Origin of the sequence: Ochrobactrum teleogrylli (genome assembly GCF_037482325.1) — a bacterium.
GTDB lineage: Bacteria > Pseudomonadota > Alphaproteobacteria > Rhizobiales > Rhizobiaceae > Brucella > Brucella teleogrylli.
Map to the genome: position 1 here is coordinate 231,464 of NZ_JBBHKQ010000002.1, position 24,998 is coordinate 256,461.

Sequence of the window (24,998 nt, forward strand, 5' to 3'; positions counted from 1 at the left end):
AAATTATAGGTTTTTCGCGAATGTGAGAGACCATGAATATAGATACAGTAGAAATATCAGCGGACGTGCTTGTGATCGGAGGGGGACCAGCCGGGTGCTGGGCCGCCTGGAATGCAGCTGCCAGGGGCGCGAGCGTCGTTCTTGTCGAAAAGGGTTATGTCGGCACCAGCGGCGCCACGGCGGCAGGCAATACCACCACGATATACACCCATCGCGGCACCGCCGAACGGAGCGCGACCGTTGCGCAAAGGGTGCGGCTCGGGCAGGGCCTCGCGGAACAGGAACGTATTGAGCGCGTGCTTGACCGGACTGTCGAGAACCTCGATCTGCTCGCCCAATGGGGCTACGATTTTCCAAGTTACGAGGATGGCAGGCCCTATCGCGGAATGCTTCGCGGTCCGGACTATCTGCGGTTCATGCGACAGAAGCTGATCAAGGCGCATGTGCGGATTATCGATCATTGCCCGATAGTAGAATTACTCGTGTCTGAGGGTGCGGTTGCAGGTGCAATCGCGCGATATCGACGGTCGGGTGAGTTGTTGCACGTCCGCGCTGGCGCGGTGGTCATTGCGACAGGCGGCTGCGCGTTTCGCAGCGGCGCGCTTGGCACGAACAACCTCACCGGCGATGGTTATCTCATGGCCGCGGAAGCTGGTGCTGTTCTTTCAGGCATGGAGTTTTCCGCCCAGTTCGGTATTTCGCCAGCCTATTCAAGCGTTACGAAAGGCGTGGTGTATTTCTGGGGCACTTTCAGCGACGAGCAGGGCAATGAACTTTCCTCGGCAGGAGACCGCCAGAGCATTGTCGCGCGAGAACTGATCAAAGGGCCGGTCTACGCCGTTCTGGATAAAGCGCCACCGCGTTTGCAAGAAGGATTTCGTCGCGGCCAGCCGAATATCTTTGTGCCGTTTGATCGCATGGGGATCAATCCCTTCACTGAGCGCTTTCCAATTACTCTTCGCCACGAAGGGACGGTTCGCGGCACCGGTGGTCTCAAGATCGACGGTCGCGCAACGACAACGATCCCCGGCTTGTTTGCTGCCGGAGACGCGGCAACCCGGCAGGGAATGTCGGGCGCGTCCAGCGGTGGCGGCGGCCCAAATTCCAGCTGGGCGATGGCGACAGGTTCGTGGGCTGGTGAGGATGCCGCGACGTTTGTTCAATCGTTGGGCGCGAACTGGCGCGACAGGAAAGTGCGTTCCGCCAATGGTCAATTGACCGAACGGGCAGATCAGGCGATCCGCGATGTCGATGCAGTTTTGAACGACGTCAAGCAGCAGGTTCTTCCGCTGGATGGTGGATTCTTCCGAAACCATGATCAGCTGTCGATAGTGTCCGAACAATTGGCCTCGCTTTGGCAGGACGAAAGCTGGCGATTGCACCGCACGACAAAAGTGCGAGAGGTCGAAGCGCTTATTGCGACTGCCCGATGGGCGACCCAAAGCGCGCTGTTACGCAAGGAAAGCCGTGGCTTGCAGCGCCGCACGGATTTTCCGGAGACGAATCCGAATATGGCAAAGCCAATTGACTCCGGGGGCATTGAAAACATCTGGGCTTCGTTTGAGGCGGATAATCGAGTGAGGGCAGCGTCATGATAGAGATAGTCAGTGAAGACCGCTGCATCAAATGCGACCTGTGTGTCGAGGCCTGCCCGGACAATGTGTTCAATGCGGTTCCCAACAGCGCGCCCATCATCGTGCGCCAGTCGGACTGCCAGACCTGCTTCCTGTGCGAGCTTTTCTGCCCAACCGACGCGCTCTACGTATCACCGCTTTCCGAGGCGATTGAAGGCGCGACCGAGAGCGAACTGATTGCGCGTGGCGTGATGGGCAGTTTCCGTCGAGAGATGGGATGGAAAAATGCCAAGCCGCGCGGAACGGCTGGCGACTGGAGTTACCGGATATTCGAGACCGGAAAAATCATACCCTGACTGGAGAAATTTATGAGACGATTTTTATCGACCTTCCTGCTGGCGGTCGGCGTTATAACCGCCACGGCTGCTCCTACGCTGGCCGAGGATGCACCAGCATCTATTCGTTTCGGTGATGTGGGCTTCGGCTTTGGGACGCCGTTCGGCGTCGGCCTTCAGGCAATAGCGGACGCCAAAGGCTTCATCGCGGATGAATTCAAGGGAACTCCCACCAAAGTCGAGTTTACCTATTTCACGGGGACAGGCCCGGCCATCAACGAAGCACTGTCCAACGGTCAACTTGACTTTGCATCCTATGGCGCGGTTCCCAATATCATCGGCAAGGCGAACGGTCTCGATACTGTCATTCTGGCATCCTATGGCGGAACCACGATTTTTGGCGCGTCCAGACCCGATCTCGACATCAAGTCCATCGCCGACCTGAAGGGTAAGAAAGTCGCCATCCAGAAAGCAACCATCATTCACTGGGCGCTGATTACAGCCCTCAATAATGCAGGTCTGTCCGAAAAAGATATCACCATCGTCGATTTGAAGAATGCCGATCAGCTCGCCGCTATTGCAGCAAAGAGCGTCGATGCCGTGTTCGGCGCTGATTTCCTGCTTCCGCTTGAAGATAAAGGCCTGGCCAAGATTTTCTACAAGTCATCCGCTGCTGGCGCGACTGGTGACGGCTTCGGTGCTTTCCTCGTCACCGACGAGTTCCGAAAAGCTTACCCGGAAGCAACGCAAAAAGTCGTGACGGGTTTCGTCAAAGCGGCGCAATGGCTGTCGGACGACAAAAACCGGGAAGAGGCTTTCAAGATCTGGTCGCGGGCAGGGACGCCAATCGAGGTTATTCGTAAGTCGAATGAAGGCGGCGAGCTCGGCAAGAAGTACAATCCTCGGCTCGACGGTTTCTTCGCGGCTCGTTATCGCAGCGGCATCGAATTCGACAAACAGCAGAAGCTGATCCGCCGTGACATCGATCTCGATGCCTGGGTCGACCGCAGCTACGTGGATAATGCCGTGAAGACACTGAACCTTCAGTCGTTGTGGCCGGATCGGTCCGCGACAGGCGGCCTTCTGAACTGATCGGAGAAGCTTATGGCGACGTTCGAAGCTGGTGCCGGCTTTCGCGTTTCCCGGAGAATTAAAGGCGAGCGGTCAGCGCGATTGCAAACGCGCGTCGCAAGCTACGTGCTGGCTCTGTCCGGCCCGGTGTGCTTGCTCGTTCTCTGGTGGGCCGCGTCGGCGAATAGCTGGGTTTCGCCGCAGGTGCTTCCACGTCCGGATTGGGTCTTTAACACCTTTCTGGATCTTCTGGCCGACGGCGACATATTTTCTGCCGCCATCGTCAGCTTCAAACGCATTGCAGAGGGCTTTCTGATTGGTTCGTCCCTCGGCTTCGCCTTCGGCTTTCTGATTGGCAAATCCGAAACCGCGAATGCTTATCTCGGGCCAAGTTTCAGGGCGCTTGCAGCTGTGCCATCTCTTGGCTGGCTGCCCATCCTGATCCTGCTATTCGGTATCGAAGAAAGCGTGAAGATCATTATCCTTTCGAAAGCCTGTTTTGTGCCGATGGCTATCAGCACCGCAGAGGGAGCCAGAAACGTCCCCAAAGGGTTCAACGAGGTTGCCGACATTCTTGGCTTGCGCACGCGGACCCGGTTTTTCAAGCTGACGATCCCGGCAATGGCACCCTATATCGCAAGTGGTGTCCGGCTTTCGCTCAGTCAGGCATTCGTTTCCCTGATCGTCGTCGAAATGCTCGCGGGTACGGATGGTCTTGGGTACATGATGGTCTGGGGGCGTACACTTTTCCAGCTCGACATTGTTATCGTCGGCATGGTGGTGGTGGGCGTTGTGGGCTTTCTGCTCGACCTTCTTCTGAAGCGTGCCGAGGCACTGATGCGCAGGGAGAGCGGCGCAAATGGCTGAGCGTTCCTCGCTACTCCCACCATTTCCTCGCGGTGCGGTGGTGCCAATCGCTGCATTGATCGTTTGGTGGGGTGCGTTATCCGCGGGCCTGATCACTGGCCCCATGGCCATTCACCTCTCTCAGGTTCTGGAAGCACCGTTTCTCGATCCTTCCGGGCGAGAATTATGGGCGGCACTTGCGGCGAGCATCGTCCGTGTAGCTGTCGGTGGCAGCATCGGCGGCATTGCAGGGCTCGTGCTCGGATTTGTGGTTGGGAGCTATCGTTGGGCCGGATTGGCGCTCGCACCATCCATCCATGCGGTGCGTCAAGTCGCACTATTTGCCTGGATTCCGCTGCTGACCGCGTGGTTCGGAAACGGTGAAGGCACAAAATTGGTGTTCACAGCACTCTCTACCTTCTTCCCACTTTTTCTAGCGACAGAGCAGGGCGTGCGACAGGTTCCATCCTCGCTAATCGAAGTTGCAAAAACGCTGCACTTGAAACGCCGGACCAGCATCTGTCGTCTCTATCTGCCATCGGCGCTTCCGAGCATCTATGTCGGTTTGCAAATTGCTGCTCTATCGGCATGGATCGGAACGATAGGCGCAGAATATGCAATCGGAAATGGTCGCGGCCTCGGCAGCTATATTGCAAGCGCGCGTGATCAATTTCGCATGGATATCGTGATCGTTGGCGTATTCACCTTGGCTGCGGGCGGTGTTTTGTTGTCATGGCTTGTTCGCCGCGCCACATCGATCATTTCCCCCTGGAGTTGAGACCCAATGAACGCTCTTTCAATCGAACATGTCAGTAAATCCTTCGTTCTCGACGGTGCTCCACGCCCGGTGCTGAAGGATATCAATTTTGAGGTCGGACACAACGAAATCCTCTCCATCGTCGGTGCATCCGGCTGCGGAAAATCCACACTGCTGCGATTGATTATAGGATTGGACGGCGACTATCGAGGTTCGATTACACGTGGCGACGCTCAGTCAACGGCAAAGGTCGGCATGGTTTTTCAGGATCACCGTTTGTATCCATGGCTCACCGTTGAGCGCAATGTTGAACTCGCTTACGACAAGTCTGATCTTTCGCCCGCATCCAAGCGCGAAAGAGTACAGCATTACCTCGCGCTCGTTGGTCTCAGCGACTATGCGAAGGCCTATCCGAAGCAGCTTTCAGGCGGGATGGCTCAACGTGCGGCGATAGCCAGAGCGCTGGCGCAGGAACCCGATATTCTGCTGATGGATGAACCGTTCGGAGCGTTGGATTCGATCTTGCGGATGCGCCTTCAAGATGAACTTTTGTCCATCTGGGAGAAGAACAAGGTCTCCATCATTATCGTCACGCATGATGTGGAGGAGGCGCTTTATCTTGCTGATCGGGTTTTGATCATGGAGCCTAATCCCGGTCGTGTTCGTGATGTCTTCGACGTAGGACTACTCCGCCCGCGGTACCGCAGCGCAACCTTATTGGCCGATCTAAAAAAGCGTTGCCTTGCAATGTTGGTGTAATGAAAGGGAAAAAACAGTCAGCCGTCCGACGCTGATTTCATTTCTGGCAAGAGCAACCGCTCTGAACACCATTCCCAAACCGCGTCGGCAGCTTTCCTGGGCGACGTAGACCGTTTGCGGACCAGATAATAATCGGGTTCTATCGTGATGGTAGGTTCGGCCACTTGCACCAGCCGCCCTGCGGCAATGTCGGACGCTACGAAAGCCCTGCACGCCAGGGCGACACCCTGGCCTGCCAATGCAGCATCCAAAGCGAGCGCTGTCTGGTTGAACATTGCGCCAGGCAGTTTTACCTTCGCTCCCAAAAGTTCGGGCCAATGATTATGCGCATCGTGAAGGAGCGGCATCTCCCGAAGCTGTTCGCTTGTCAGGGGCAAAACCCGCTCGCCAACGAGATAGGGGCTCGCGACGGCGACCAATTCCTGACGAAACAGCAGTTTTGCTTCCAGCGTGGAAGGGAAGGGCGGACGGGTAAGGCGCACTGCTATGTCCACATTGTCCCTGTCGAAATCGGAAATAGCTTCTGTCGCAACAGTGCGCAACTCTATGCCGGAAAGGTCGGCTTGAAGTTTTGCAAGTCTCGGGATTAGCAGCTTGGCGGCAACGGTTGGCGTGACGCTGATCGTGACGGCCTCCGGTCGATCCAGCAGCCGACCTGTTGCTTCTCCAAGCGTGTCGAAAGCCCGGGTCACCTCTGAAAGATAGCCCGCCCCCTGCGAAGTCAGAGCAAGTCCACGCGGCAGACGATGAAACAGCGTTAAACCGAGATGATCCTCCAGCGCCCGAACCTGTTGCGCGACCGCGCCTTGCGTAACAAACAACTCATCAGCAGCGGCGCGGAAATTCAGTCTGCGGCCTGACGCCTCGAAGGCACGCAAGGCATTCAGTGGGGGCAATTTACGGCGTGATTGGTCCATGAGGAATCCTGTAGATTTTCTACAGCATAGCGTGTTTCTTTCTGGCGCGAAAGTTCATGCAAAATTTGGCATAGTGTGTTCAACATTTTGATGAAGGAGACTTTCATGTCTGGAGAAAAAGTAGCGATCATTACGGCTGGCGGTTCGGGCATGGGTGCTGCCGCCGCGAGAAAACTGGCGCAGGATGGCTACCGCGTCGCTATTCTGTCTTCGTCCGGCAAGGGTGAAGCACTGGCAAAGGAACTGGGCGGCATTGGCATCACAGGATCGAACCTTGTCAACGACGACATAAAGCGGCTCGTTGATCTCACGATGGACAAATGGGGGCGAGTGGACGCGTTGGTCAATTCAGCCGGACATGGCCCCCGCGCACCCATTCTCGAACTTTCAGACGAAGATTGGCACAAGGGCATGGAAGTCTATTTCCTGAGCGCCGTGCGGCCAATTCGTCTGGTTACGCCGATCATGGAAGCGCAAGGTGGCGGCGCCATTGTCAACATTTCGACGGCATGGGCTTCCGAGCCCTCGGCGATGTTCCCGACCTCCGCGACATTCCGCGCCGGTTTGGCCCGCTTTACCAAAATTTTCGCCGACGATTATGCAGCGAAGAACATTCGCATCAACAATGTCCTGCCGGGCTGGATCGATAGTCTTCCATCAACCGATGAACGACGAGACAGCGTGCCAATGAACCGCTACGGCACGACGGCGGAAATCGCTGCGACCATCGCGTTTCTGGTGTCGGACGGCGCGGGGTATATCACAGGGCAGAACCTGCGCGTCGACGGCGGGATCACCCGTTCGGTTTGATCCGCTTTCAGCAGAACAATTAAGAAGCGGTGCTGATCTTCAAGCCGGCACCGCTTCTCGTTGTTGGGAGGGCGCAGCGTGGATATCATTCAAGAATCAGATGTCGCCGCCTGGGCTGAACTTGAAACCGCGGCTATTCACCCGGAGTCCGGATTCCGCTATCTGAATCTCTGTTCCGTCGATGCCCGAAACATGCCGCAAGCGCGCATGGTCGTGCTGCGGCAAGCCAATGCGGTAAAGCGGGTTCTCGAATTCCACACCGACACGCGCAGCGCCAAATGGCGCGAGTTTGATGCATATCCTCGTGCGACAGTACTTGGCTATTGTCCGCAGACGCGTTTGCAGCTTCGTCTCCAGGGAACTGTCGAGCTTTTTGCGGTTGATCACACGCTCGCCGAAGCGGCTTGGGAGTTGCTTCCGGCATGGACGCGCGCGACCTATGCAGGCGGACCTCCTGGCGACGAGCTCGCCTTCGATACTGCCCATATCTCTGCCGGGCCGGAACTCACAAGCACGCCCGATGGCAAAATACATTTCGGAGTTATGGTTTTTCGGGCGGAGACGCTGGACTGGTTTCAACTCCGTCGGCAGGGCAATCGCAGGGCGAGATTTACCTACGATCATGTGGGTGCTGTTGTCGCATCTCAATGGCTTAATCCGTGATGCGGTCGAGCTTCATGAATTGACTTGCAAGTCGCACTTCAAGCTAGAACCCACCCTGTTATAATAGATTGTTTTGGCAAGATAGGGATGCGCTATCTCCAGCAAGATAGAGATGCGACAGGTGCTGACGTTCAGCCCCCATTCCGAGAGGCTGGTCAGGGTTGCAAGCGAGGAATGGGGGCGGGTCGATAGGTGCCCTTCGGCTTTAGCTTTCTTAGTAACAATCATTCCGTCGCTTTGGGTCATGCACGACATCACCCGCCAGCTGAAGCTTCTTCGCCGCTCTGGGCAGCTTGCCTGCAGCTGGAATCGGATACCCAAAGCGACATTGAGGTGCATTGACGATCATTATTCGGCTGCTGTCCGCCTCATCAGTGCCTTCTCCCGGCGCGCGATAACGTCAGGATCGTTCATGTAAGCGGCGCGCGATTTGCGCTCGCGCTTCTGATACCCGTTCCCGACACTGCCATCAGGCACGCCAAACAAATGGTTCGTCTGACCTGTGCGACGGGGACCGCTCTGGCTGCGTTGCAGTTCCCGGCCTGCCTGCATCTCGGCCACAATCGAAAGCATGTCATCCAGTCGCTTGTTCTCGACAACAGGCGAGCGATGAACAGAACGAAGCTTGTCGAATGTTCTGTAGGGCAGGGTGTCCGTACCATACATGATCTCCAGACGGCCATCCGGATAGTCGCAGACAATCACCTTTTGTCGAGCCAGCCGCTTTGCAAACTCCGTCGGCTCCAGGATGAACAGCACCTTGTCGTAACGCAGTGTCAGTGTTTGCGACAGTGTCCGTACTTCCTTCCGGCACATCGCACCATCGATGTTCTCATGCGCGGCCAGCGGTCGATGCATATCCTTAGGATTGCGCGGCTCCTTGCCAAAACGAGCATTGAAGTCTGCAATATATTCCGGCGCATAAGCATTGGCTGCTTCGATCGTATCAATGCCGCGCAGTCGCAATTCCTTGACCAAACGATCCTGCAAAGTTCTGTTTGCCCGCTCGACACGGCCTTTGGCCTGCGGGGTATTGGCGCAGATAATGTCGATGTTGAGTTCATAAAGCGCCCGGCCAAACTGGGTCAGACCGCTCGTGCGATCCTGCTGCGAACCATGGGTCGTGCGAAACACACCATGCTTGTCACTGTAAAAGGCCAGCGGCTTGCCCCATTGCTGCAGGTAGGCCTTCGTCGCATGAAAATAATCAAACGTGTTCTCTGATCCAGCGAAGCGCAAATGCAGGAGCTTGCCCGTGGCATCGTCAATATAAACGAGGAGGGCGCATTTGGGACCCCGCTCCTCAAACCACCAATGATGCGAACCATCGATCTGTACCAGCTCACCAAAGCAATCACGCCGACCGCGCGGCTGATGCAGTTGTCGCTTGCGTTCGCGCCGTAACGTCCACAAACCCGCCGCCGTCATCCATTGCCGCAGCGTCTCCTTGCTGACCGAAAGCTGGTGGCGTTCGACAAGCTTCTCACAGGCCAGTGTCGGCCCAAAATCCCGATAATAAGCCCGGATCAAATCAAGCACCGCATTCCGGAAATCCTCGCTGTAACGACGATTGCTCGGGCGTCCGCGTCGTCCCGACATCAGACCCGAATGCCCAAGCTTGTCGTAAGCCTGTAAAAGACGATGGATCTGGCTGCGGCTGAGATCCAGCAATGCAGTCGCCTGGATAACCGTCAGACGACGATCTCGAATCTTCTGAATGACTTCCAATCTATTGAGTTCTTTCTGCGACATCGTAATCAAACAAGACATGGCAACTCTCTAAACGGATACGTGTGAAGAGCCGCCCAGTCTTCCTTTCCTCGTTCGATCTGAACAGGGCACGCGACCTAAAAATGTCGCATCTCTATCTTGCCCATCTGTCGCATCTGTATATTGCTGTTATATAGATCAATCGCGTAATCTATCTTATGGAACTCACACCTGCAACGGTCGAGCTATCACGCCGTGTCTATCGCAACGACTTCAATCCGATTGCGTCCATTATTCTTTGCGACATACAGCGCCTTGTCAGCATGTATCATCACGTCATCGAACTTCATCGATTTGTTCTGGACGACAAGTCCGATCGACACCGTGACTGATATTGACGCGTTGCCTATAGAAAACACGTTTCCCGCAACGGCGTTACGGACTAGTTCGGCGGCCATTTCTGCATCACGGCTGCTTTTTTCGCCAAAAATGATTACGAACTCCTCACCGCCTGTACGAGCAATAAAATCATCAGCCTGCAAAATGGCTTTTAGTCTTTGTGCAAGCGTTTGCAAAACGACGTCGCCTGAAAAATGACCATAGCTATCATTGATGGATTTGAACTGATCGATATCGAGGATTGCAACTGCCCGGTGACTGGATGTTTCTTCGGTGGACCCTATGATCGACGTACCATACGCAATCAGCGAACGCCGGTTTGGCAGGTCTGTTAAATAATCGCGTGATGCAGCATTCTGCCAACGGCGTTTGACCTGATCGGAGCACATGAGCAAAAATGTTGTGGTTCCAATAACCGGCAATACAGATAGAAACACTGGCGTCACGCTGTTCATCCAGTGGGTGTTGTCCGCAATCGTGAAATTCGGTTGTGTATCTAGCGAGACGTAAAGGATTGCGCGCAGTATCGTGGTAAGCGCCGCCATTATATAAATTACAGCCATCGCAAACCGACTACGGGATTGATACTCCTTTGAGTGTTCGGGACTGATCAGGATAGCTGTCGAGGCTAACATGATGATAGCCCAAAGAATCGAAACGATGATCACCCGCACTTTGATGTCTGGAACGAAGACAACGTAATAAAGAAACGGGAGCATACCCAAGACCGGCACCAACAGAACGTGCGAGTACAGTGGTAATCCGTGAAACTGTCTGATGGCCAGATGATACATGCTCAGCGCTATCATCAAAACCACATTTGCCGTAATGATCGCCAGGTTCGACGGCAAGTAAACTTCGGCAGCGAATATCCCACACCCAAGAGCGACGAGCAGAGTAGCCCATTGCCAGATACGAGCAGCAGGTCTTAACGTGGTCGGAAAATCGGAGAGGATTGCGCTCAGAACGCCGCCATTCGCAAGAATGATCAGCATCACTGTGATATAGACCGACTTTGCATCCATGTCTCGCCTCTTCGATGCTGAAGAAGTCGAAAAGCTCCCCAGTCGCCGGATTGTTTATACTAAATCGACATATTTTTCCAAATCAAATAAGACACGATAATTGCTGCTTAGGCGGGAATACAGGTTTAGGCGCCGGGAAATATATTCAAACAATCAATCGGATAAATTATTAACCTCTATCTCATAAGCATTTTTCGCATTTTCTGGTTTTCGGCGGCGAGCTTTTCAGCCAGCTGTCGTTTTAGTGCAGCATTCTCGGCCTCAAGCGCTTGCAGTTCATCCAGAATATCAAGTTTCGCGCGCGGAGATGGTTTTGCCTTTACCGGCTTGTCAGCAATTGGCTTCAAGTGGCGGCGAGTATTTCGCTTTTTCTTTTCAGGCGTTGCCGAGACGGGAGCGGCGATAGCCGGAAGCGTTTTGGTTTCTTGTTGGGACGTGATTGCTTCCAAGATTACCGGCTCAACAATGGCTTTCCCCTGTGGGGCGGGTTCTTGGATGGTCTCAGCAGGCTTACTGCTAGTTTGCGGGATAGCGGGCTTTGACGGCTCGGCTGCGTGCGGTGCCTTGACATCCTTGTCCACTTCACGGGCAATCGATTTCAGATCAAGGTTGCCCCAAAGAGAGTTGCCGCTCTTGCGCGCACGCCGGTTCTTATATTCAACCACAACATTGCGGATTGGATTCTTCATCCGAAAATAGCTTTCTCGATCAAATTCCATGGAAGTGTACGACAGGTACTGCGCTCTACCTATAGATTTCGGGGCCCGTTTTCAACAATCAATCCGCCTTCATAATAGATCGCTCGCCGCATGTCTTTGGATGGCATCTCTTCACAAATTGTCAAAGTAATGGCACTTATGGTTGCATTAAGCATTGTCCCATATATTCGGCACCCGGAAAGCTTACCCGAGTATCAATTCAGGAGAAACTGAACATGGCTGATGAAACCATTGTAGAAGCAAACCAGACCGCTGCCGCAGAGCCTGCAAGCAGCAAGCCGAAAACCCGTGCACCGCGCAAGAAGGCCGAGCCTAAAGCAGCCGCTGCAAAGCCTGCGGCGAAGGCAGCCAAGGCTCCCAAAGCTGCCAAGAGCGCACCCAAGGCCGCTGCAGTTGCTGCAGCACCAGCTGGCCGCAAGGTGAAGAAATATTCGCCAGCCGAACGCGCTTCTATTCTTGCCTCCGTTGAAAAGGCTACCAAGGGTGGCAAGGTCACGTTGAAAGCTGCATTGCAGCAGGCTGAAGTCAGCGAACAGACCTATTACAACTGGAAGAATGCCGCTGGAAAGACCGCAGCACCGGCTGCTGCCAAGGCATCGTCGAGCGATGATCTCAAGGCGCTTGTTGCACTGGAAGCTGAAAACCTCAAGCTGCGCAAGGAACTGGCTGCAAAGCTTCGCTCCGAAAACACCGAATTGCGCAAGCGTCTCGGCAAGGCATAACAAACAACCCACTTGGGGCAGCCCCTGCCCCAACCCGACCATGACACAAAACAGGTGGCCCGCCGGAAAGCGGGCCACCTTTTTGTCTATTTATCCCAAGAAGTTACCGTTACATGATAACAGCTTAACATGGCTTACTCATGTAATATGTTGATGCAGAACCATTTCAACCGTCGTGGTGAAGCTGCGGAAACAGGCACTCAACAAACTTGGCCGCTGTTGGTCTTGGTTCATGGTTGGCTAGCCCTGGTCGCTCATTGGCCTCAATGAAAATGTACTCCGGTCCATCCGGTTGCTTGACCATGAAGTCGATGCCGACCACCGGAATATTGATTGCACGCGCGGCACGACGAGCCGCGTCGACAAGCTCAGGATCGACAATGGACGTCACGTCGTGGATGGTCCCGCCTGTATGCAGATTGGCTGCCTTGCGCACCGTAATTTCATGGCCGTCTTCAAGCACGCTATCGAGCGATAGCGCCTGCTCTTGGAGACATCTTTTAGTTTCAGCGTCGATAGGGATGCGGCTCTCACCACCAGTAGCGGCAGAGCGACGACGTGATTGAATCTCGATGAGCTTTCGCACAGGTGTCTTTCCGTCACCCACCACACGTGGGGGGCGACGCACCGCTGCTGCGACAAGCTGATAATTAATAATAACCAGACGCAAATCCTCACCATCAAAACAGGCTTCCAGCAGAACCCGATCACAAACAGTGCGCGCCTGTTTGATTGCCGTTTGCAGCTGCTTCATATCGGATATTCCAACAGAGATCCCCTGGCCCTGTTCTCCGCGCGCCGGTTTGACGACAAGCTTCCCATGTTGACGCAAGAAAGCTTCGAGCATTTCAGGGGGGGCGTCGGCGGAAATCTGTGCAGGCACGACTAGTCCCGCTTTTTCAACAACCCGTCGGGTCACGGCCTTATCGTCACAGATCGACATCGCAACGCCGGAGGTCATCTCAGACAGGCTTTCGCGACAATGAACCGAACGCCCCCCATAGGAGAGACGAAAGAAGCCACCTTCCGCATCTGTTACATCAACCTGGACACCCCGGCGCATTGCTTCATCCACAATGATCCGCGCATAGGGGTTAAGTGCCTCAACGGCTTCGAGACGAGATGCGAAGAACTTTTCATTGATGGCGTTTTTGCACTTAACCGCAAAAAGCGGAACGCGATTGAATCCAAGTTTCTCATACAGACGGATAGCGTTTTCATTGTCATGCAGCACCGACAAATCCATATGACGCAACCCACGCGCCTGAAAATGTTCGGCCAGCATGCGCACCAGCTTTTCACCAATACCGGGTTGACGCGCCTGCGGATGAACCGCGAGGCACCAGAGGGACGCCCCGCGATCAGGATCGTCGAACAAGCGCTGATGGTCGATGCCAGTGACCGTTCCAACAATTTCGCCAGTGGCGTCGTCCTGAGCGACAAAATAGGTCACAGCGCGGTTGACCCGCTCGGCAGAAAAGAAATCTTCCCGAAGCTGAACCATCCCGCACGCTGCATAGACCCCGTTGATACCATCTGCATCAATTTCCGAAATGGCGCGACGAATGGTGATGCCACGTGTGCGACGCCCGCCAGCCCGGTAGGTCGACAGTTCCAGACGGTAAGTATGCGACGGATCGAGAAAAATCTCTTGCGGTGCCAGCGACAATAGCACATGCGGATCGCTGACATAAAACAGGATATCTCTACTTGCCGGAGCTTCGGCCCGCATGGCGTCAATAATGGCTTGGTTGCTGTCGAATGTCTGAGCAAACAACAAACGGCCCCAGCCGCAATCGAGTGCTACATTGCGATGCCTGCTATCAGTTTCCGCCTTATGGCCTTGAGAATGCTCCTGGTAAAACCCAGCACTTTCAGGCGTGCGCAAGCGGGTCAGACGATGCGAAAGAGCCTTGCCGCCCCTGGCTTTCTGCCGGGTCATACGTTCCTCACCATGGTTATGCATTTATGCCTCCTGCGTCTGGAGCCACATCTCCAACAGGCCCGCCTGCCACAATTCCGATCCACGCAGTGGCGTGATGTGGTCTGAGGGCTTTGTGAACAGACGCTCCAGGTAATCGCGCTGAAAAAGCCCACGTTCGCGCGCCTTCTGGGATGACAACGCATCGCGCAACATGTCGAGATAGGGCCCGGCGATATATTTGAGCTGCGGCACCGGAAAATAACCCTTCTTGCGGTCGATGACCTCGCTTGGGATGATCTTCCGCGCTACATCCTTGAGGATGCCTTTGCCGCCATCGCGCAGCTTTTCCTCAGGAGGTATCCGCGCTGCCAGTTCAACGAGTTCATGGTCAAGGAAGGGCACCCGCGCTTCCAGACCCCATGCCATCGTCATGTTATCGACGCGTTTGACCGGGTCGTCCACGAGCATCACATTGGTATCGAGCCTCAACGCGCGATCCACGGGCGTATCGGCGCCATCCTCAAGCAGCCTTTGTTCGAGAAGTTGCTGGCTGTAATCCTGTTCGGACATCCACTCTGGAGACAATTGCGTTGCAAGCACCGCATGCGTCCGGTCGCGGAATCCCTTGGCATAGTCGCTGACCACATCGTTGGAATCAATGAGAGGCGAATACCAGTGATAGCCACCGAATACCTCGTCCGCGCCCTGACCTGATTGGACAACTTTGATGTGCTTCGACACTTCCTTCGAGAGAAGGTAAAAGCCCACATTGTCATAGGAAACCATCGGCTCCGACATGGCGGCAATGGTTCCAGGCAAGGCGCCCATGAGATCCGCCGACGGAACAAAGATTTTGTGGTGATCCGTTCCGAAATGCTTGGCTATCAGGTCCGAATAGACGAACTCATCGCCTTTCTCACCATTGGCTTCTTCGAAACCGACAGAAAAACTCATAAGGCCAGTCTGCCCTGCTTCGGCCAGCAACCCCACGATGAGGCTGGAATCCACGCCACCGGAAAGAAGAACGCCGACCGGAACATCAGAAATCATGCGTCTTTTGACTGCCACACGGAGCATGTCCAACAATTGCTCCTGCCATTCCTCACGGCTCAGAGCGCTGTCACCTGGCAGTCGGCGATAGGGCGCCTGCCAATAAATCCGGTCTTTGAAATTGCCATTGGCTTCATAGATGCGCATCGTTGCAGGCGGAAGCTTACGCACACCTTCATAGATCGTGCGCGGCGGTGGAACGACCGCGTGAAAGCTCATGTAATTGTGGAGAGCAGCGCGGTCGATTGAAGTATCAACGCCGCCAGCTTTCACCAATGCTGGCAGCGAAGACGCAAAACGCAACGCGCCTTTGACCTCCGCAAGATAGAGCGGCTTTATCCCGAAACGGTCGCGAGCGAGAATGATCCTTCCCGTATCCCGTTCGTGGATTGCGAATGCGAACATACCCAAAAATCGAGAGACGCAATTTTCTCCCCATGCATGCCAGGCCTTCAAGATCACTTCCGTGTCTCCATCGGAGAAGAAGTGATAACCCTTTGCTTCAAGTTCTGCACGCAACTCGCGGAAATTGTAGATGCATCCATTGAAAACCAGTGTGAGACCGAGGTCGGCGTCGATCATTGGTTGCTGCGATTTTTCGGAAAGATCGAGGATCCTCAGTCTTCTGTGACCGAAGCCAATATTGCCCCGGATGACGATACCAGATGCGTCCGGCCCTCGGGGGCTTAAAACATCCGCCATTTTCGAGACTGCCGAAACCGATGGCGTACCGCCATCGAACCTGACTTCTCCGCAAATTCCACACATAAAAAGGGTCAAAACCTCCATTGTCATCACGAGAGCGATTTCAAACGGGAATCCGTTTGTCCCTGCCCTCGTTCATTGCACAGCCCGAAAACTGCTTCACAGCTTACGGGCTATGCCCTCACGAAAGGGGCCGTCGCATATCAACTGGCGGCGGCCCTCATAGTTGCAAATGCAAGAGCGCCGGGATGGTTCCCATTTTTATCGGTTTTTCCTAATCAGCTCCGCCAACTGTCTTGGCCTTCGCGAGCATATAATCTTCGGCTGCCAGCATATGTTCGTGGGCGATGCGTCGTGCATCCTCGGGTCTGTTCTCTATAAGTGCGGCCAGCAGGCGGTGCTGGAAAACGAGGCCAGCTTCACGGGATGCAGGCGTAGGATCTGCATAGATGCTCCGTGCGACAGGCAAGTTCCGCAGAAGATGGTGCGTCAGCCCGCAGATGAAACCGAGCAGTCGGTCAGGACACAATCGCGCCAGCAGCGAATGGAAATCGAGTTCCGCCACACGCTGCTGGTACTGGTCGTCCAGATCGATAGGCGGGCGATCATAAAGGCGCATGGTGTTTTCCAGTTGGATGATATCGCCTTGCATGAGCCTGCCTGCCAGCAATGCCGCAATTTCCGGTTCCAGAAGTTTGCGGATGGAGTAGATTTCGCTCAAGCTTGGCTGATCGAAGAAGAAGAAGCTGCCCAGCATTTCCATAGCATGTCGTGCCGATGGCTCCGCCACAAATGCGCCGCCGCCCGGCCCGCTGCGCGTATAGATAAGCCCTTGCGTTTCAAGTGCTTTCATTGCCTCACGAACAGTCCCCTTGGCGGCTTTGAACTGATCGATCAATTCCTTTTCCTGAGGCAACCGGTCCCCGGGCGCCATGGTTTTCGCCCGAATGAAATTCTTGATGCGGTCGGCGATCTCTTCCGGCCTGCGCTTGGCTTTATTCACGCGCGCATGCGCCCGTGTTTCGTCCTTGTTTTTAAGGTCCGTCTTGACCATGCGCTTCTACTCTTTCCTGATGCGGGGTGCGCTTTCCAGCAATTGTCGCGTATAGGCGTGTCGCGGATGAGCAAAAAGATCGCGGGTCGGGGCTTGTTCCACAATTTCTCCGAAATACATCACCGCCACCCGATCTGAAATTGCTTCCACAACTGCAAGATCGTGACTTATGAAAAGATAGGAGAGATCGAACTCCCGTTTGAGCTGGTCCAGGAGCAACAGAACCTGAGCCTGCACCGAAACATCAAGCGCACTGACTGGTTCATCCAGCACGATAATCTCGGCCTCCGCTGCGAGTGTTCTCGCTATTGCAATCCGCTGTGCTTGCCCGCCGGAGAACTCATGCGGATAGCGTTCCAGCGTGTCTTTTGGCATCTGCACGGCATCAAGCAGTCGCACCATCTTCTGTTTGCGCTGCGCCGTGTCGAGTTTGCCCAGAAGCTTAAGCGGAACGTCAAGAATTTGTCCTATCGTCTTGCGCGGGTTGAGCGAAGCGACAGGGTCCTGAAAGACATATTGGATGACCTTGCCAAATGCTGAAGCCCCGGCTTTGCGCAGATCGGTCGCATCGCGATCCGCGATTGTCATGGTCCCACTTGTGGGTTCCGTCAGCCCGACAAACATGCGCGCAAGGGTGCTCTTGCCGGAGCCGCTTTCGCCGACCACCGCAAGGGTCTCCCCCCGCCGCAGATCAAGAGATACTTTTTTAACCGCATCAACCTGATGGCGTTTTCGACCGAAGAGCGTTCGTCCCCCACCAAAGGTTTTGGTCAGATCGCGTGCACGGATAGCAATTTCACTCATGCTGTCATGCCTTTATTCCCGCGTCCAAAGACTTTAGCTACTTTGTCCAGAAAACTTGCGCCCTGTCCGAGTTCCGGCACACACGCAATGAGCCGCTTGGTATAGTCATGCTGCGGGTTGGACAGGACTGCCCTCGCCGTGCCAGTCTCGACAATCTCGCCATCCTTCATCACCGCAACGCGGTCGCAGATTTCTGAAACCACGCCAAAGTCATGGGTGATGAACAACAGCGCAATGCCGCGTTCACGCTGCAATTCGCGCAGCAAATCAAGAATTCTGGCCTGTACCGTTACATCGAGCGCCGTCGTCGGTTCGTCGGCAATGATGATATCGGGATCATTTGCCAGAGCCATTGCAATGCCAACACGCTGGCGCTGGCCGCCGGAAAGCTGATGCGGATAGTGACTGGCGCGTTCTCTGGCGTCTGGAATGCCAACTTTTTCAAGCAGTGCTATTGCTTGCGCGCGCCGCTCCGTTGCAGTGATGCGCCGATGCGCTCCGATCGCTTCCTCGACCTGCCAGCCGATGGAATACATCGGATGCAATGTCGTGAGCGGGTCCTGAAACACATAGGCCACCTTGCTGCCGCGAAGGACCGTCAGTTCCGTCTCCGGCATGGAAAGCACATCCCTGCCCTCAAGAAATATGGAGCCGTTGCGAATAAGCCCGGGCGGCGATGCGACAAGCCCCATGATTGAAAGTGCAGTAACGCTCTTTCCTGATCCGCTTTCCCCAATGAGGCCAAGACATTCCCCCCGTTCCAACTGGAGAGAAACATTTTTGACGGCAGGGGAGAAATGCCCGCCGCTGACGAACCCTGTTTCCAACCCATCAATCGACAATGCCGCATTGCCCAATATTTCGGGTTTTGTAACTCGATCTCTGGCGACTTCGGTTCGTGCACCGGGACGCGCAAGGGCACCGGACCGTAGGCGTGGATCAAGAACGTCGCGTACACCGTCTCCAAGGACATTCAAGCTAATCACAAGCAGGAAAATCATCAGCCCCGGAACAATCGACACATGCGGGGCATTGAAGAGCTGCGCCCTGCCCTCACCCAGCATCGAACCCAGATCAGCTTGTGGCGGCTGCGCGCCCAGACCGAGAAAGCTGAGACCAGCCGTTTCGAGGATCATCCAGCCGGCAGTCGTAGACATGGTGATGACGATTACCGGCATCACATTGGGAAGGACTTCGCTCGCTAATATCGAGATGGGGTTTTTTCCAGAAAGCCGCGCCGCGTCGATAAATTCGCGATGTGCGAGACCCAGCGTAACACCGCGTACATTGCGCGCAAAGAACGGGATATTGACGACGGCTATTGCAAACAGCGCATTCATCAGTCCGGGGCCAAGAACTGCGACAATCGCCAAAGCAAGCAGGATATAGGGAAATGCCATCAGCATATCGACACCGCGCATCATCAGATTATCGGTGCGCCCACCCACAAAGCCAGCGACGAGACCGATAGAAGAACCGATAACAGCCGCGATCAAAGTAGCAGCAAAACCCACTGCCACCGATACACGCGTCCCCCAGATGACCCGGCTCAGGATATCCCGGCCCAGTTGATCCGTTCCAAGCAAATGGCCGGACGTGAACAGGGGCTGCAAGCGCGTCGCGGGTGACGTAGCATCCGGATCGGGCAACGGCAGCAAAGGCGCCGCCAGAACGACAAGGCAGATCGCGACCAGCAGGAAAAAGCCGAAAGCGGCCAGCCGATTGCTCATGAGCAGCCCCCATGAGGTCAATCGTGTCTGCGCCGGAACCGCCGCACTTTGTGTCAGCAAACTCATGTGCGAATCCTAGGATCAAGCATGGTCTGGAAAATATCGGCAACCAGATTGAAAAGGACGTAGCTCGCAGCCACCACAAACACACCGCCTTGGACCAGCAGAATATCGCGCGTGGATATTGCCTTCACCAGCATTGCGCCTATGCCCGGCCATTGAAATACGGTTTCGATATAGACCGCTCCGCCCAGCACAAACCCTGCCTGTATACCGATCACGGGAATGACACTGACAAGTGCAGCGCGAAACGCATGGCGGTAGATCACTCGTCGCTCGTTCAGCCCCTTGGCGCGGGCGGTGCGGATATAGTCTTGTCGCAAAACTTCCAGCATCGCGCTGCGCGTCAATCGGGCGATAACACCCGCCGCCACAACGGCAAGTGTTGCAGCAGGTAAGATCAGGTGCCAGATCAAGTCCTTCAGATCACCGCCGCCATAGACGGCATACATACCGGATGCGGGCAGAATCCGCCAATGAACAGCGAAGAGATAAATCAGCAGGAGACCGAGCCAAAAGGAGGGGATGGAAATTCCAGCAAGAACGACGAAGGTGATCGCCCTGTCCGCCCAACCAAACTGACGTACGGCTGAGACGATGCCCGCCAGCAATCCGACGATGGAACACAGGACGAGCGCCACTCCAGCCAGGATCAGTGTCGCATGAAATCGTTCCAGAACCTCATCGAGTACCGGCCTGTTGAGAACGAAGGAACGGCCGAAATCGCCATGCAGCAGATTGCTGATCCAGATGAAATACTGCTGCACGAGAGGCTTATCCAGACCAAGATCGCGGTTTACTCGCTCGACGTTTTCAGGCGTTGCATAGGAGCCGAGCAATGCGGTTGCCGTGTCGCCAGGGATCATAGCCATCACGAGAAAAACAATGATCGAAAGTCCCAGCAACACGGGGATCACCGCTACAAGGCGTTTTAAAATATAGGCTGGCATTTCAAGCCCTCCTTTAAATCCGGGGATAGTGCTGCCGTAGACTTTGGCAAGCGGGCTTGAGGCTTACTCCTTTGTTACCGTTTTCAGATGCAGCAGGAAGGACGGTTGCAGCTTGAAGCCTTTGACGGCAGCAGTTGTCACCGCATTCTGTTTCCAATTGGCTACGAAAAGCCATGGCGCGTCGTCATGCACAATCGCCTGTACCTCGCCGTAGAGCTTGCCGCGTTCGGCCTGGCTGTTCGACGTGCGCGCTTTTTCAAGAAGCGCGTCCAGTTGCGGGTTGGAATAATAGCCGGAATTAAATCCGCCCTTGTCAGGCAAGGCATCAGTCCGCAGCGTCAGATACGGCACAGTATCCGGGTCATTGGTCATCCACGCCATTTCGGCCATATCGGCTTTGCCTTCGAGACCCGTGTTCACGCGGCCCAGAAAGGTGTTCCATTCGTAAGTCTCGATTTTAACCTTGAACCCAACGGCCTGAAGATCCGCCTGGATCGCCGCCCCCATGGTGATGGGATCAAGCATGCCAGAGCCGCCCTCTGTCACATAGAAAGTGATTTCCGGATTGGTGACACCGACCTCGGCCAGCAATGCTTTGGCCTTTTCGGGGTCATAGGGATAAGCCTCCGTCTTGTCTTCAACCCAGTTGAACGCCGGTGGAATGGGACCGGCTGCAACAGTCGCGGAGCCTTGCAAAACATTATCGACAAGCGCCTGTTTGTTGACTGCATAATTTGCAGCCTGCCGTACCTTCTTATCAGCGAAAGGGCCAGTTTTTGCATTCAGAATAGTGAACCAGACATGAGGTCCGGCCTGTTCCGCTACGGCAAAATTCGCGTCCTGTTTGAACGTGGCAAGATTGTCTGGCGGCACTTCCACCATGACATCGAGGCCACCAGCCATCATTTCTGCAACGCGGGTATTCGGATCAGTTATTGGGCGGAACACAACGGCTTCCAAAGCGGGCGCGCCGTCCCAGTAATCGGGGTTTCGTTCCACCACAACGCGTTGACCGGATTGCCATTCGGCAAATTTGAACGGACCTGTTCCCGATGGATGCCGCCCAAACTCCTTGCCATATTTCTTCACAGCTTCGGGCGAAACGATAAGACCCGTCGGATAAGCCAGATTGGACAGAAATGGCGCAAATGGCTCTTTCAATTTGAACTCGACTGTTGTCGGATCAATCGCATTGACGGCTTCAATCGACGAGAAATTGAAGGAAAGGGGAAATGGCCCGGTGTTGTAGAAAGGATGATCCTCCTTCAACATCCGATCAAAGTTGAACTTCACCGCCTCGGCGTTGAAATCGGACCCATCATGAAATTTGATACCCTGACGCAGCTTGAACCGATAAGTCTTGCCGTCATCTGAAATGGTCCAGCTTTCGGCCAATGCAGGCTCAACCTCGAGTGTCCCATCCTTATAGCGCACGAGACCATCATAGATATTGACCAGAATACGGAAATCATTGGTTGCGGTGACTGTATGCGGATCGAGCGATTGCGGCTCCGCAATCTGCCCCACGATCAGCACGTTGGGCGGCGTTTGAGCCAGTGACGGCATTGCCGGCCCCGCAATTGCGAGCGCCATTGCCGCCAGCGCAGCACGAAATAATCTTCTCATCGAGCGATCCCCTTTCGTTATGCCTATTTAGCTAACACTAATTTATAGGCATAAACTTTTCTGGATCAACTAATTATCATAATAAATTTCATACTGCTGAAAAAGGCGGACCTCGGCCCGCCCTTAAACTGTGAAGGTTTCTGCTATTCGGCGGGAGTGTCTTCAGGCTTCAAATCCTGCTCGGCTTTGGTGGATTTTTGATGCGTAAAGCCCTTCAAACCCTTGGCTGTTTCTTCGGCGTCACGTTTAATTTCCACGTCGCTCATTGCATAATGAACGGCCAGTTTAGCAATTGAGGTCAAGGCGCTCAAATGAATGCGCTCATACCCATGGGACGCATCAACGCCGAATGTTAACAGCGCGGTCCGTACGTCATGCCCTGCCTCCACGGCAGAAGCCGCATCCGAGCGATAATACCGGAACACGTCTTTCTGTACCTGAATATCTTGTTCGCCACAGAGTTCATAAAGCTTCTTGGTCAGATGATAATCGAAGGGCCCCGTCTGGTCGGCCATAGCGAGCGTTACGCCGAATTCCGACGAGTTCTGCCCCGGCGCGGTCGTTCCATTATCGATGGCAACGAGAGAGGCAATATCGGGAACCACCACAGCCGACGCGCCGACCCCAACTTCTTCGCCGATGGTGAAGAGCCAATAGGTGTCAACCGGCGTTTCGATCCCGCCTCGCTGCATGGCTTCGAGTGAGGCGAGCATGATGGCCACGCCTGCCTTGTCATCCAGATGGCGAGAGACGATGAAGCCGTTATCAATAAACTCTGGCGCGGGATCGACAGCAACAATATCGCCCACATCAATCCCAAGCTGAACAAGGTCTTCCTTGTTGCGTGCCAGTGCATCAACCCGCAATTCGACATGGGGCCAGCCGACCGGCTGAGTGTCGACTTCTTCGTTGAATGTGTGCCCGGATGCCTTTAATGGCAGGATGGACCCGCGATAGGTTCCCTTGCCGGAAAAGATGGAAACCCGTGCGCCTTCTGCGAAACGCGCAGACCAGTTTCCGATAGAGACCAGTTCAAGACGACCGTTATCTTTCAGGTACTTAACCTGCGCGCCTAATGTATCCACATGCGATACGATACCCCGCGCCGGGCGTCGGGATGCACCCGGTCGACGGGCCCGAATTGCACCGCGTCTGGTCAGCATCACTTCCAGACCGAGCATTTCCAGTTCACGGGCGACATAGCGGACGGCTTCATCCGTAAAACCCGTTGGGCTTGGTATCGAAAGAAGGGCCTTAAGCCTTGTAACGAGGTAGTCCTGATCAATGGAGATGGAGTTCTGCATAAAGCGAATGTCGCAGAATGCAGAAATATCGTCAACAAGGTTGGGCCACTCCATCCTGAAGTTGGCCCCGCGCGGCCTTGTTATCACCGGTCTGCGAAAACGCTTTCAATCGCCGCTTTCGTTGCAGAAACGACCTGATCCGCTTCTTCCTGCGTCAGACAAAGCGGAGGCGCAAAGCCCAGAATGTCGCCTTCCGGCATTGCACGCCCGATGACGCCATTGGCAAGAAGGGCCGTCGAAATCTGTGCGCCAATCTTGAGTGACGGGTCGAAGAATTGACGATCATCGCGATCTTCCACAAACTCGATAGCGGCCATCAGCCCCTCACCGCGCACATCTCCGACGTGCTTGTGATCACCGATAGCGTCCTGAAGCGCCTTGCGGAAATATGCGCCGGTTGAACCAGCATTCTCCACCAGCTTCAGCTCGTCAATGAGCTTGAGATTCGCTACACCGGCAGCAGCACAGATCGGATGCGCCGAATAGGTCCAGCCATGACCAATCGGTCCCATCTTGTCTGATCCCTTGACCAATACTTCCCACATGTGATCCGAAACGATCGATCCGGAAAGTGGCGCATAGGCCGATGTCAATCCCTTGGCGATGGTGATCAGATCGGGCTTCATCCCGTAATGGTCTGAGCCAAACATGCTGCCGAGGCGGCCAAAGCCTGTCACGACTTCGTCTGCCACGAGCAGAATGTCGTATTTGTCGAGCACGGCCTGTATTTTCTGCCAATATCCTGCTGGAGGCGGCACGATACCACCCGTCCCCAGAACAGGCTCGCCGATGAAAGCAGCGATTGTGTCGGGCCCTTCCGCAATGATCATTTCCTCGAGCTGATCGGCGCAATATTGTGAGAATTGCTCTTGGTTCATCGAGCTATCTTCGCGGCGGAAATAGTATGGCGCCTGCGTATGCAATATGGGCGCACGCGGCAGATCGAAAGCGTTATGGAAAGTCGCGAGGCCGGTCAAACTGCCGGTCATGACGCCGGAGCCATGATAACCGCGCCAGCGGGAGATAATTTTTTTCTTCTCTGGACGCCCCAGAATATTGTTGTAATACCATATCAGTTTGATGTTGGTTTCATTGGCGTCGGAACCCGACAAGCCGAAATAGACGCGGCTCATATGCGCGGGCGCACGATCGATAATCATCTTGGCAAGCGTAATTGACACTTCCGTACCATGGCCAACATAGGCATGATAGTAGGCGAGTTTATGGGCCTGTTCAGCGATCGCATCGGCGATCTCCTTACGGCCATAGCCGACATTCACACAGTATAGTCCGGCAAAGGCGTCAAGGCTCTGACGTCCATTCACGTCGGTGATAAACACACCCTTACCATCGTCCAACACACGGGTTGGAGTCTCACCACGTGCATGCATGCCCATATGTGTCGATGGGTGGAAAAAATGATCGCGGTCCCAGGCGGTCAATTCGTTGCTGTTGTTTAACACTGTCAGTTTCCTTTTATTGCG

The 24,998-nt window shown here is 54.8% G+C and carries 22 protein-coding genes; 9 read left to right on the top strand and 13 right to left on the bottom strand.

Annotation, left to right across the window (positions count from 1 at the left end; translation table 11 throughout):
* Positions 1–32: 32 nt before the first annotated feature.
* The 6 genes from WIX40_RS18635 to WIX40_RS18660 are packed head-to-tail and all read left to right on the top strand — an operon-like array spanning position 33 to position 5,342.
* Positions 33–1,595: an FAD-dependent oxidoreductase gene (locus WIX40_RS18635; RefSeq protein WP_339441352.1), complete on the top strand. Its 1,563-nt coding sequence runs from the start codon at positions 33–35 to the stop codon at positions 1,593–1,595.
* A complete protein-coding gene (locus WIX40_RS18640) occupies positions 1,592–1,930 on the top strand; it encodes a 4Fe-4S binding protein (protein WP_339441353.1) in 339 nt (112 codons plus the stop codon). The genes WIX40_RS18635 and WIX40_RS18640 overlap by 4 nt, the downstream gene beginning before the upstream one ends.
* A gap of 12 nt (positions 1,931–1,942) precedes the next feature.
* Positions 1,943–3,001: an ABC transporter substrate-binding protein gene (locus tag WIX40_RS18645; RefSeq protein WP_339441354.1), complete on the top strand. Its 1,059-nt coding sequence runs from the start codon at positions 1,943–1,945 to the stop codon at positions 2,999–3,001.
* 12 nt (positions 3,002–3,013) lie between these two features.
* The gene (locus WIX40_RS18650) at positions 3,014–3,847 is read left to right on the top strand and encodes an ABC transporter permease (RefSeq protein WP_339441356.1); all 834 of its coding nucleotides are present in this window, start codon (positions 3,014–3,016) and stop codon (positions 3,845–3,847) included.
* The gene (locus tag WIX40_RS18655) at positions 3,840–4,604 is read left to right on the top strand and encodes an ABC transporter permease (protein WP_339441358.1); all 765 of its coding nucleotides are present in this window, start codon (positions 3,840–3,842) and stop codon (positions 4,602–4,604) included. Before WIX40_RS18650 ends, WIX40_RS18655 begins: the two co-directional genes overlap by 8 nt.
* Before the next feature lie 6 nt (positions 4,605–4,610).
* Positions 4,611–5,342, top strand: coding sequence for an ABC transporter ATP-binding protein (locus tag WIX40_RS18660; protein WP_339441360.1), 732 nt, complete (start codon positions 4,611–4,613; stop codon positions 5,340–5,342).
* 17 nt (positions 5,343–5,359) lie between these two features.
* On the opposite strand, the gene WIX40_RS18665 is transcribed toward WIX40_RS18660, so the two are convergent.
* Positions 5,360–6,259 carry a LysR substrate-binding domain-containing protein gene (locus tag WIX40_RS18665; protein WP_339441362.1) on the bottom strand — a complete coding sequence of 300 codons (900 nt, stop codon included), beginning with the start codon at positions 6,257–6,259 and terminating at the stop codon, positions 5,360–5,362.
* A gap of 105 nt (positions 6,260–6,364) precedes the next feature.
* Here WIX40_RS18665 and WIX40_RS18670 point away from each other — a divergent pair, with 105 nt between their 5' ends.
* Together WIX40_RS18670 and WIX40_RS18675 are read left to right on the top strand one after the other, a co-directional pair.
* Positions 6,365–7,069 carry an SDR family oxidoreductase gene (locus tag WIX40_RS18670; protein WP_339441364.1) on the top strand — a complete coding sequence of 235 codons (705 nt, stop codon included), beginning with the start codon at positions 6,365–6,367 and terminating at the stop codon, positions 7,067–7,069.
* 78 nt (positions 7,070–7,147) lie between these two features.
* On the top strand, positions 7,148–7,732 hold the full coding sequence (locus tag WIX40_RS18675) for a pyridoxamine 5'-phosphate oxidase family protein (RefSeq protein WP_339441366.1): 585 nt from the start codon (positions 7,148–7,150) through the stop codon (positions 7,730–7,732).
* Between the two features lie 348 nt (positions 7,733–8,080).
* On the opposite strand, the gene WIX40_RS18680 is transcribed toward WIX40_RS18675, so the two are convergent.
* The 3 genes from WIX40_RS18680 to WIX40_RS18690 all read right to left on the bottom strand — a co-directional run bounded on the left by WIX40_RS18680 (position 8,081) and on the right by WIX40_RS18690 (position 11,555).
* Positions 8,081–9,502, bottom strand: coding sequence for an ISNCY family transposase (locus tag WIX40_RS18680; protein WP_339438206.1), 1,422 nt, complete (start codon positions 9,500–9,502; stop codon positions 8,081–8,083).
* A gap of 188 nt (positions 9,503–9,690) precedes the next feature.
* Positions 9,691–10,866, bottom strand: coding sequence for a GGDEF domain-containing protein (locus tag WIX40_RS18685; protein ID WP_339441368.1), 1,176 nt, complete (start codon positions 10,864–10,866; stop codon positions 9,691–9,693).
* A gap of 176 nt (positions 10,867–11,042) precedes the next feature.
* On the bottom strand, positions 11,043–11,555 hold the full coding sequence (locus tag WIX40_RS18690) for a hypothetical protein (RefSeq protein WP_339441370.1): 513 nt from the start codon (positions 11,553–11,555) through the stop codon (positions 11,043–11,045).
* A gap of 245 nt (positions 11,556–11,800) precedes the next feature.
* On the opposite strand from WIX40_RS18690, the gene WIX40_RS18695 reads away from it, so the two are divergent.
* Positions 11,801–12,307, top strand: a complete 507-nt coding sequence (locus WIX40_RS18695; protein WP_171319769.1) for a transposase — start codon at positions 11,801–11,803, stop codon at positions 12,305–12,307.
* 166 nt (positions 12,308–12,473) lie between these two features.
* Here the strand turns inward: WIX40_RS18695 and ngg are convergent, their stop codons facing one another.
* The 9 genes from ngg to WIX40_RS18740 all read right to left on the bottom strand — a co-directional run bounded on the left by ngg (position 12,474) and on the right by WIX40_RS18740 (position 24,977).
* Entirely contained in the window at positions 12,474–14,273 is a 1,800-nt protein-coding gene (gene ngg, locus WIX40_RS18700; RefSeq protein WP_339441371.1) for an N-acetylglutaminylglutamine synthetase, read from the bottom strand.
* On the bottom strand, positions 14,274–16,049 hold the full coding sequence (locus WIX40_RS18705; protein WP_339442349.1) for an N-acetylglutaminylglutamine amidotransferase: 1,776 nt from the start codon (positions 16,047–16,049) through the stop codon (positions 14,274–14,276).
* 211 nt (positions 16,050–16,260) lie between these two features.
* Positions 16,261–17,040: a FadR/GntR family transcriptional regulator gene (locus tag WIX40_RS18710; protein WP_339441372.1), complete on the bottom strand. Its 780-nt coding sequence runs from the start codon at positions 17,038–17,040 to the stop codon at positions 16,261–16,263.
* A gap of 6 nt (positions 17,041–17,046) precedes the next feature.
* Positions 17,047–17,844 carry an ATP-binding cassette domain-containing protein gene (locus WIX40_RS18715; protein ID WP_339441374.1) on the bottom strand — a complete coding sequence of 266 codons (798 nt, stop codon included), beginning with the start codon at positions 17,842–17,844 and terminating at the stop codon, positions 17,047–17,049.
* Positions 17,841–19,640 (bottom strand): dipeptide/oligopeptide/nickel ABC transporter permease/ATP-binding protein, encoded by a 1,800-nt coding sequence (locus tag WIX40_RS18720; protein WP_339441376.1) that lies wholly within the window; start codon positions 19,638–19,640, stop codon positions 17,841–17,843. The genes WIX40_RS18715 and WIX40_RS18720 overlap by 4 nt, the downstream gene beginning before the upstream one ends.
* A complete protein-coding gene (locus tag WIX40_RS18725; RefSeq protein WP_339441378.1) occupies positions 19,637–20,584 on the bottom strand; it encodes an ABC transporter permease in 948 nt (315 codons plus the stop codon). Before WIX40_RS18725 ends, WIX40_RS18720 begins: the two co-directional genes overlap by 4 nt.
* A 63-nt stretch (positions 20,585–20,647) precedes the next feature.
* Entirely contained in the window at positions 20,648–22,210 is a 1,563-nt protein-coding gene (locus WIX40_RS18730; protein WP_339441380.1) for an ABC transporter substrate-binding protein, read from the bottom strand.
* A 143-nt stretch (positions 22,211–22,353) separates the two neighbouring features.
* Positions 22,354–23,514, bottom strand: a complete 1,161-nt coding sequence (locus WIX40_RS18735; RefSeq protein WP_339441382.1) for an osmoprotectant NAGGN system M42 family peptidase — start codon at positions 23,512–23,514, stop codon at positions 22,354–22,356.
* A gap of 83 nt (positions 23,515–23,597) precedes the next feature.
* Positions 23,598–24,977, bottom strand: a complete 1,380-nt coding sequence (locus tag WIX40_RS18740; protein WP_339441384.1) for an aspartate aminotransferase family protein — start codon at positions 24,975–24,977, stop codon at positions 23,598–23,600.
* Positions 24,978–24,998: the final 21 nt, after the last annotated feature.

Excerpts from the sequence above, each read along its gene's own strand:
- WIX40_RS18635 (WP_339441352.1), top strand. The coding sequence starts at position 33 with ATGAATATAGATACAGTAGAAATATCAGCGGACGTGCTTGTGATCGGA.
- WIX40_RS18640 (WP_339441353.1), top strand. The coding sequence starts at position 1,592 with ATGATAGAGATAGTCAGTGAAGACCGCTGCATCAAATGCGACCTGTGT.
- WIX40_RS18645 (WP_339441354.1), top strand. The coding sequence starts at position 1,943 with ATGAGACGATTTTTATCGACCTTCCTGCTGGCGGTCGGCGTTATAACC.
- WIX40_RS18650 (WP_339441356.1), top strand. The coding sequence starts at position 3,014 with ATGGCGACGTTCGAAGCTGGTGCCGGCTTTCGCGTTTCCCGGAGAATT.
- WIX40_RS18655 (WP_339441358.1), top strand. The coding sequence starts at position 3,840 with ATGGCTGAGCGTTCCTCGCTACTCCCACCATTTCCTCGCGGTGCGGTG.
- WIX40_RS18660 (WP_339441360.1), top strand. The coding sequence starts at position 4,611 with ATGAACGCTCTTTCAATCGAACATGTCAGTAAATCCTTCGTTCTCGAC.
- WIX40_RS18665 (WP_339441362.1), bottom strand. The coding sequence starts at position 6,259 with ATGGACCAATCACGCCGTAAATTGCCCCCACTGAATGCCTTGCGTGCC.
- WIX40_RS18670 (WP_339441364.1), top strand. The coding sequence starts at position 6,365 with ATGTCTGGAGAAAAAGTAGCGATCATTACGGCTGGCGGTTCGGGCATG.
- WIX40_RS18680 (WP_339438206.1), bottom strand. The coding sequence starts at position 9,502 with ATGTCTTGTTTGATTACGATGTCGCAGAAAGAACTCAATAGATTGGAA.
- WIX40_RS18685 (WP_339441368.1), bottom strand. The coding sequence starts at position 10,866 with ATGGATGCAAAGTCGGTCTATATCACAGTGATGCTGATCATTCTTGCG.
- WIX40_RS18690 (WP_339441370.1), bottom strand. The coding sequence starts at position 11,555 with ATGAAGAATCCAATCCGCAATGTTGTGGTTGAATATAAGAACCGGCGT.
- WIX40_RS18695 (WP_171319769.1), top strand. The coding sequence starts at position 11,801 with ATGGCTGATGAAACCATTGTAGAAGCAAACCAGACCGCTGCCGCAGAG.
- ngg (WP_339441371.1), bottom strand. The coding sequence starts at position 14,273 with ATGCATAACCATGGTGAGGAACGTATGACCCGGCAGAAAGCCAGGGGC.
- WIX40_RS18705 (WP_339442349.1), bottom strand. The coding sequence starts at position 16,049 with ATGTGTGGAATTTGCGGAGAAGTCAGGTTCGATGGCGGTACGCCATCG.
- WIX40_RS18710 (WP_339441372.1), bottom strand. The coding sequence starts at position 17,040 with ATGGTCAAGACGGACCTTAAAAACAAGGACGAAACACGGGCGCATGCG.
- WIX40_RS18715 (WP_339441374.1), bottom strand. The coding sequence starts at position 17,844 with ATGAGTGAAATTGCTATCCGTGCACGCGATCTGACCAAAACCTTTGGT.
- WIX40_RS18720 (WP_339441376.1), bottom strand. The coding sequence starts at position 19,640 with ATGAGTTTGCTGACACAAAGTGCGGCGGTTCCGGCGCAGACACGATTG.
- WIX40_RS18725 (WP_339441378.1), bottom strand. The coding sequence starts at position 20,584 with ATGCCAGCCTATATTTTAAAACGCCTTGTAGCGGTGATCCCCGTGTTG.
- WIX40_RS18730 (WP_339441380.1), bottom strand. The coding sequence starts at position 22,210 with ATGAGAAGATTATTTCGTGCTGCGCTGGCGGCAATGGCGCTCGCAATT.
- WIX40_RS18735 (WP_339441382.1), bottom strand. The coding sequence starts at position 23,514 with ATGCAGAACTCCATCTCCATTGATCAGGACTACCTCGTTACAAGGCTT.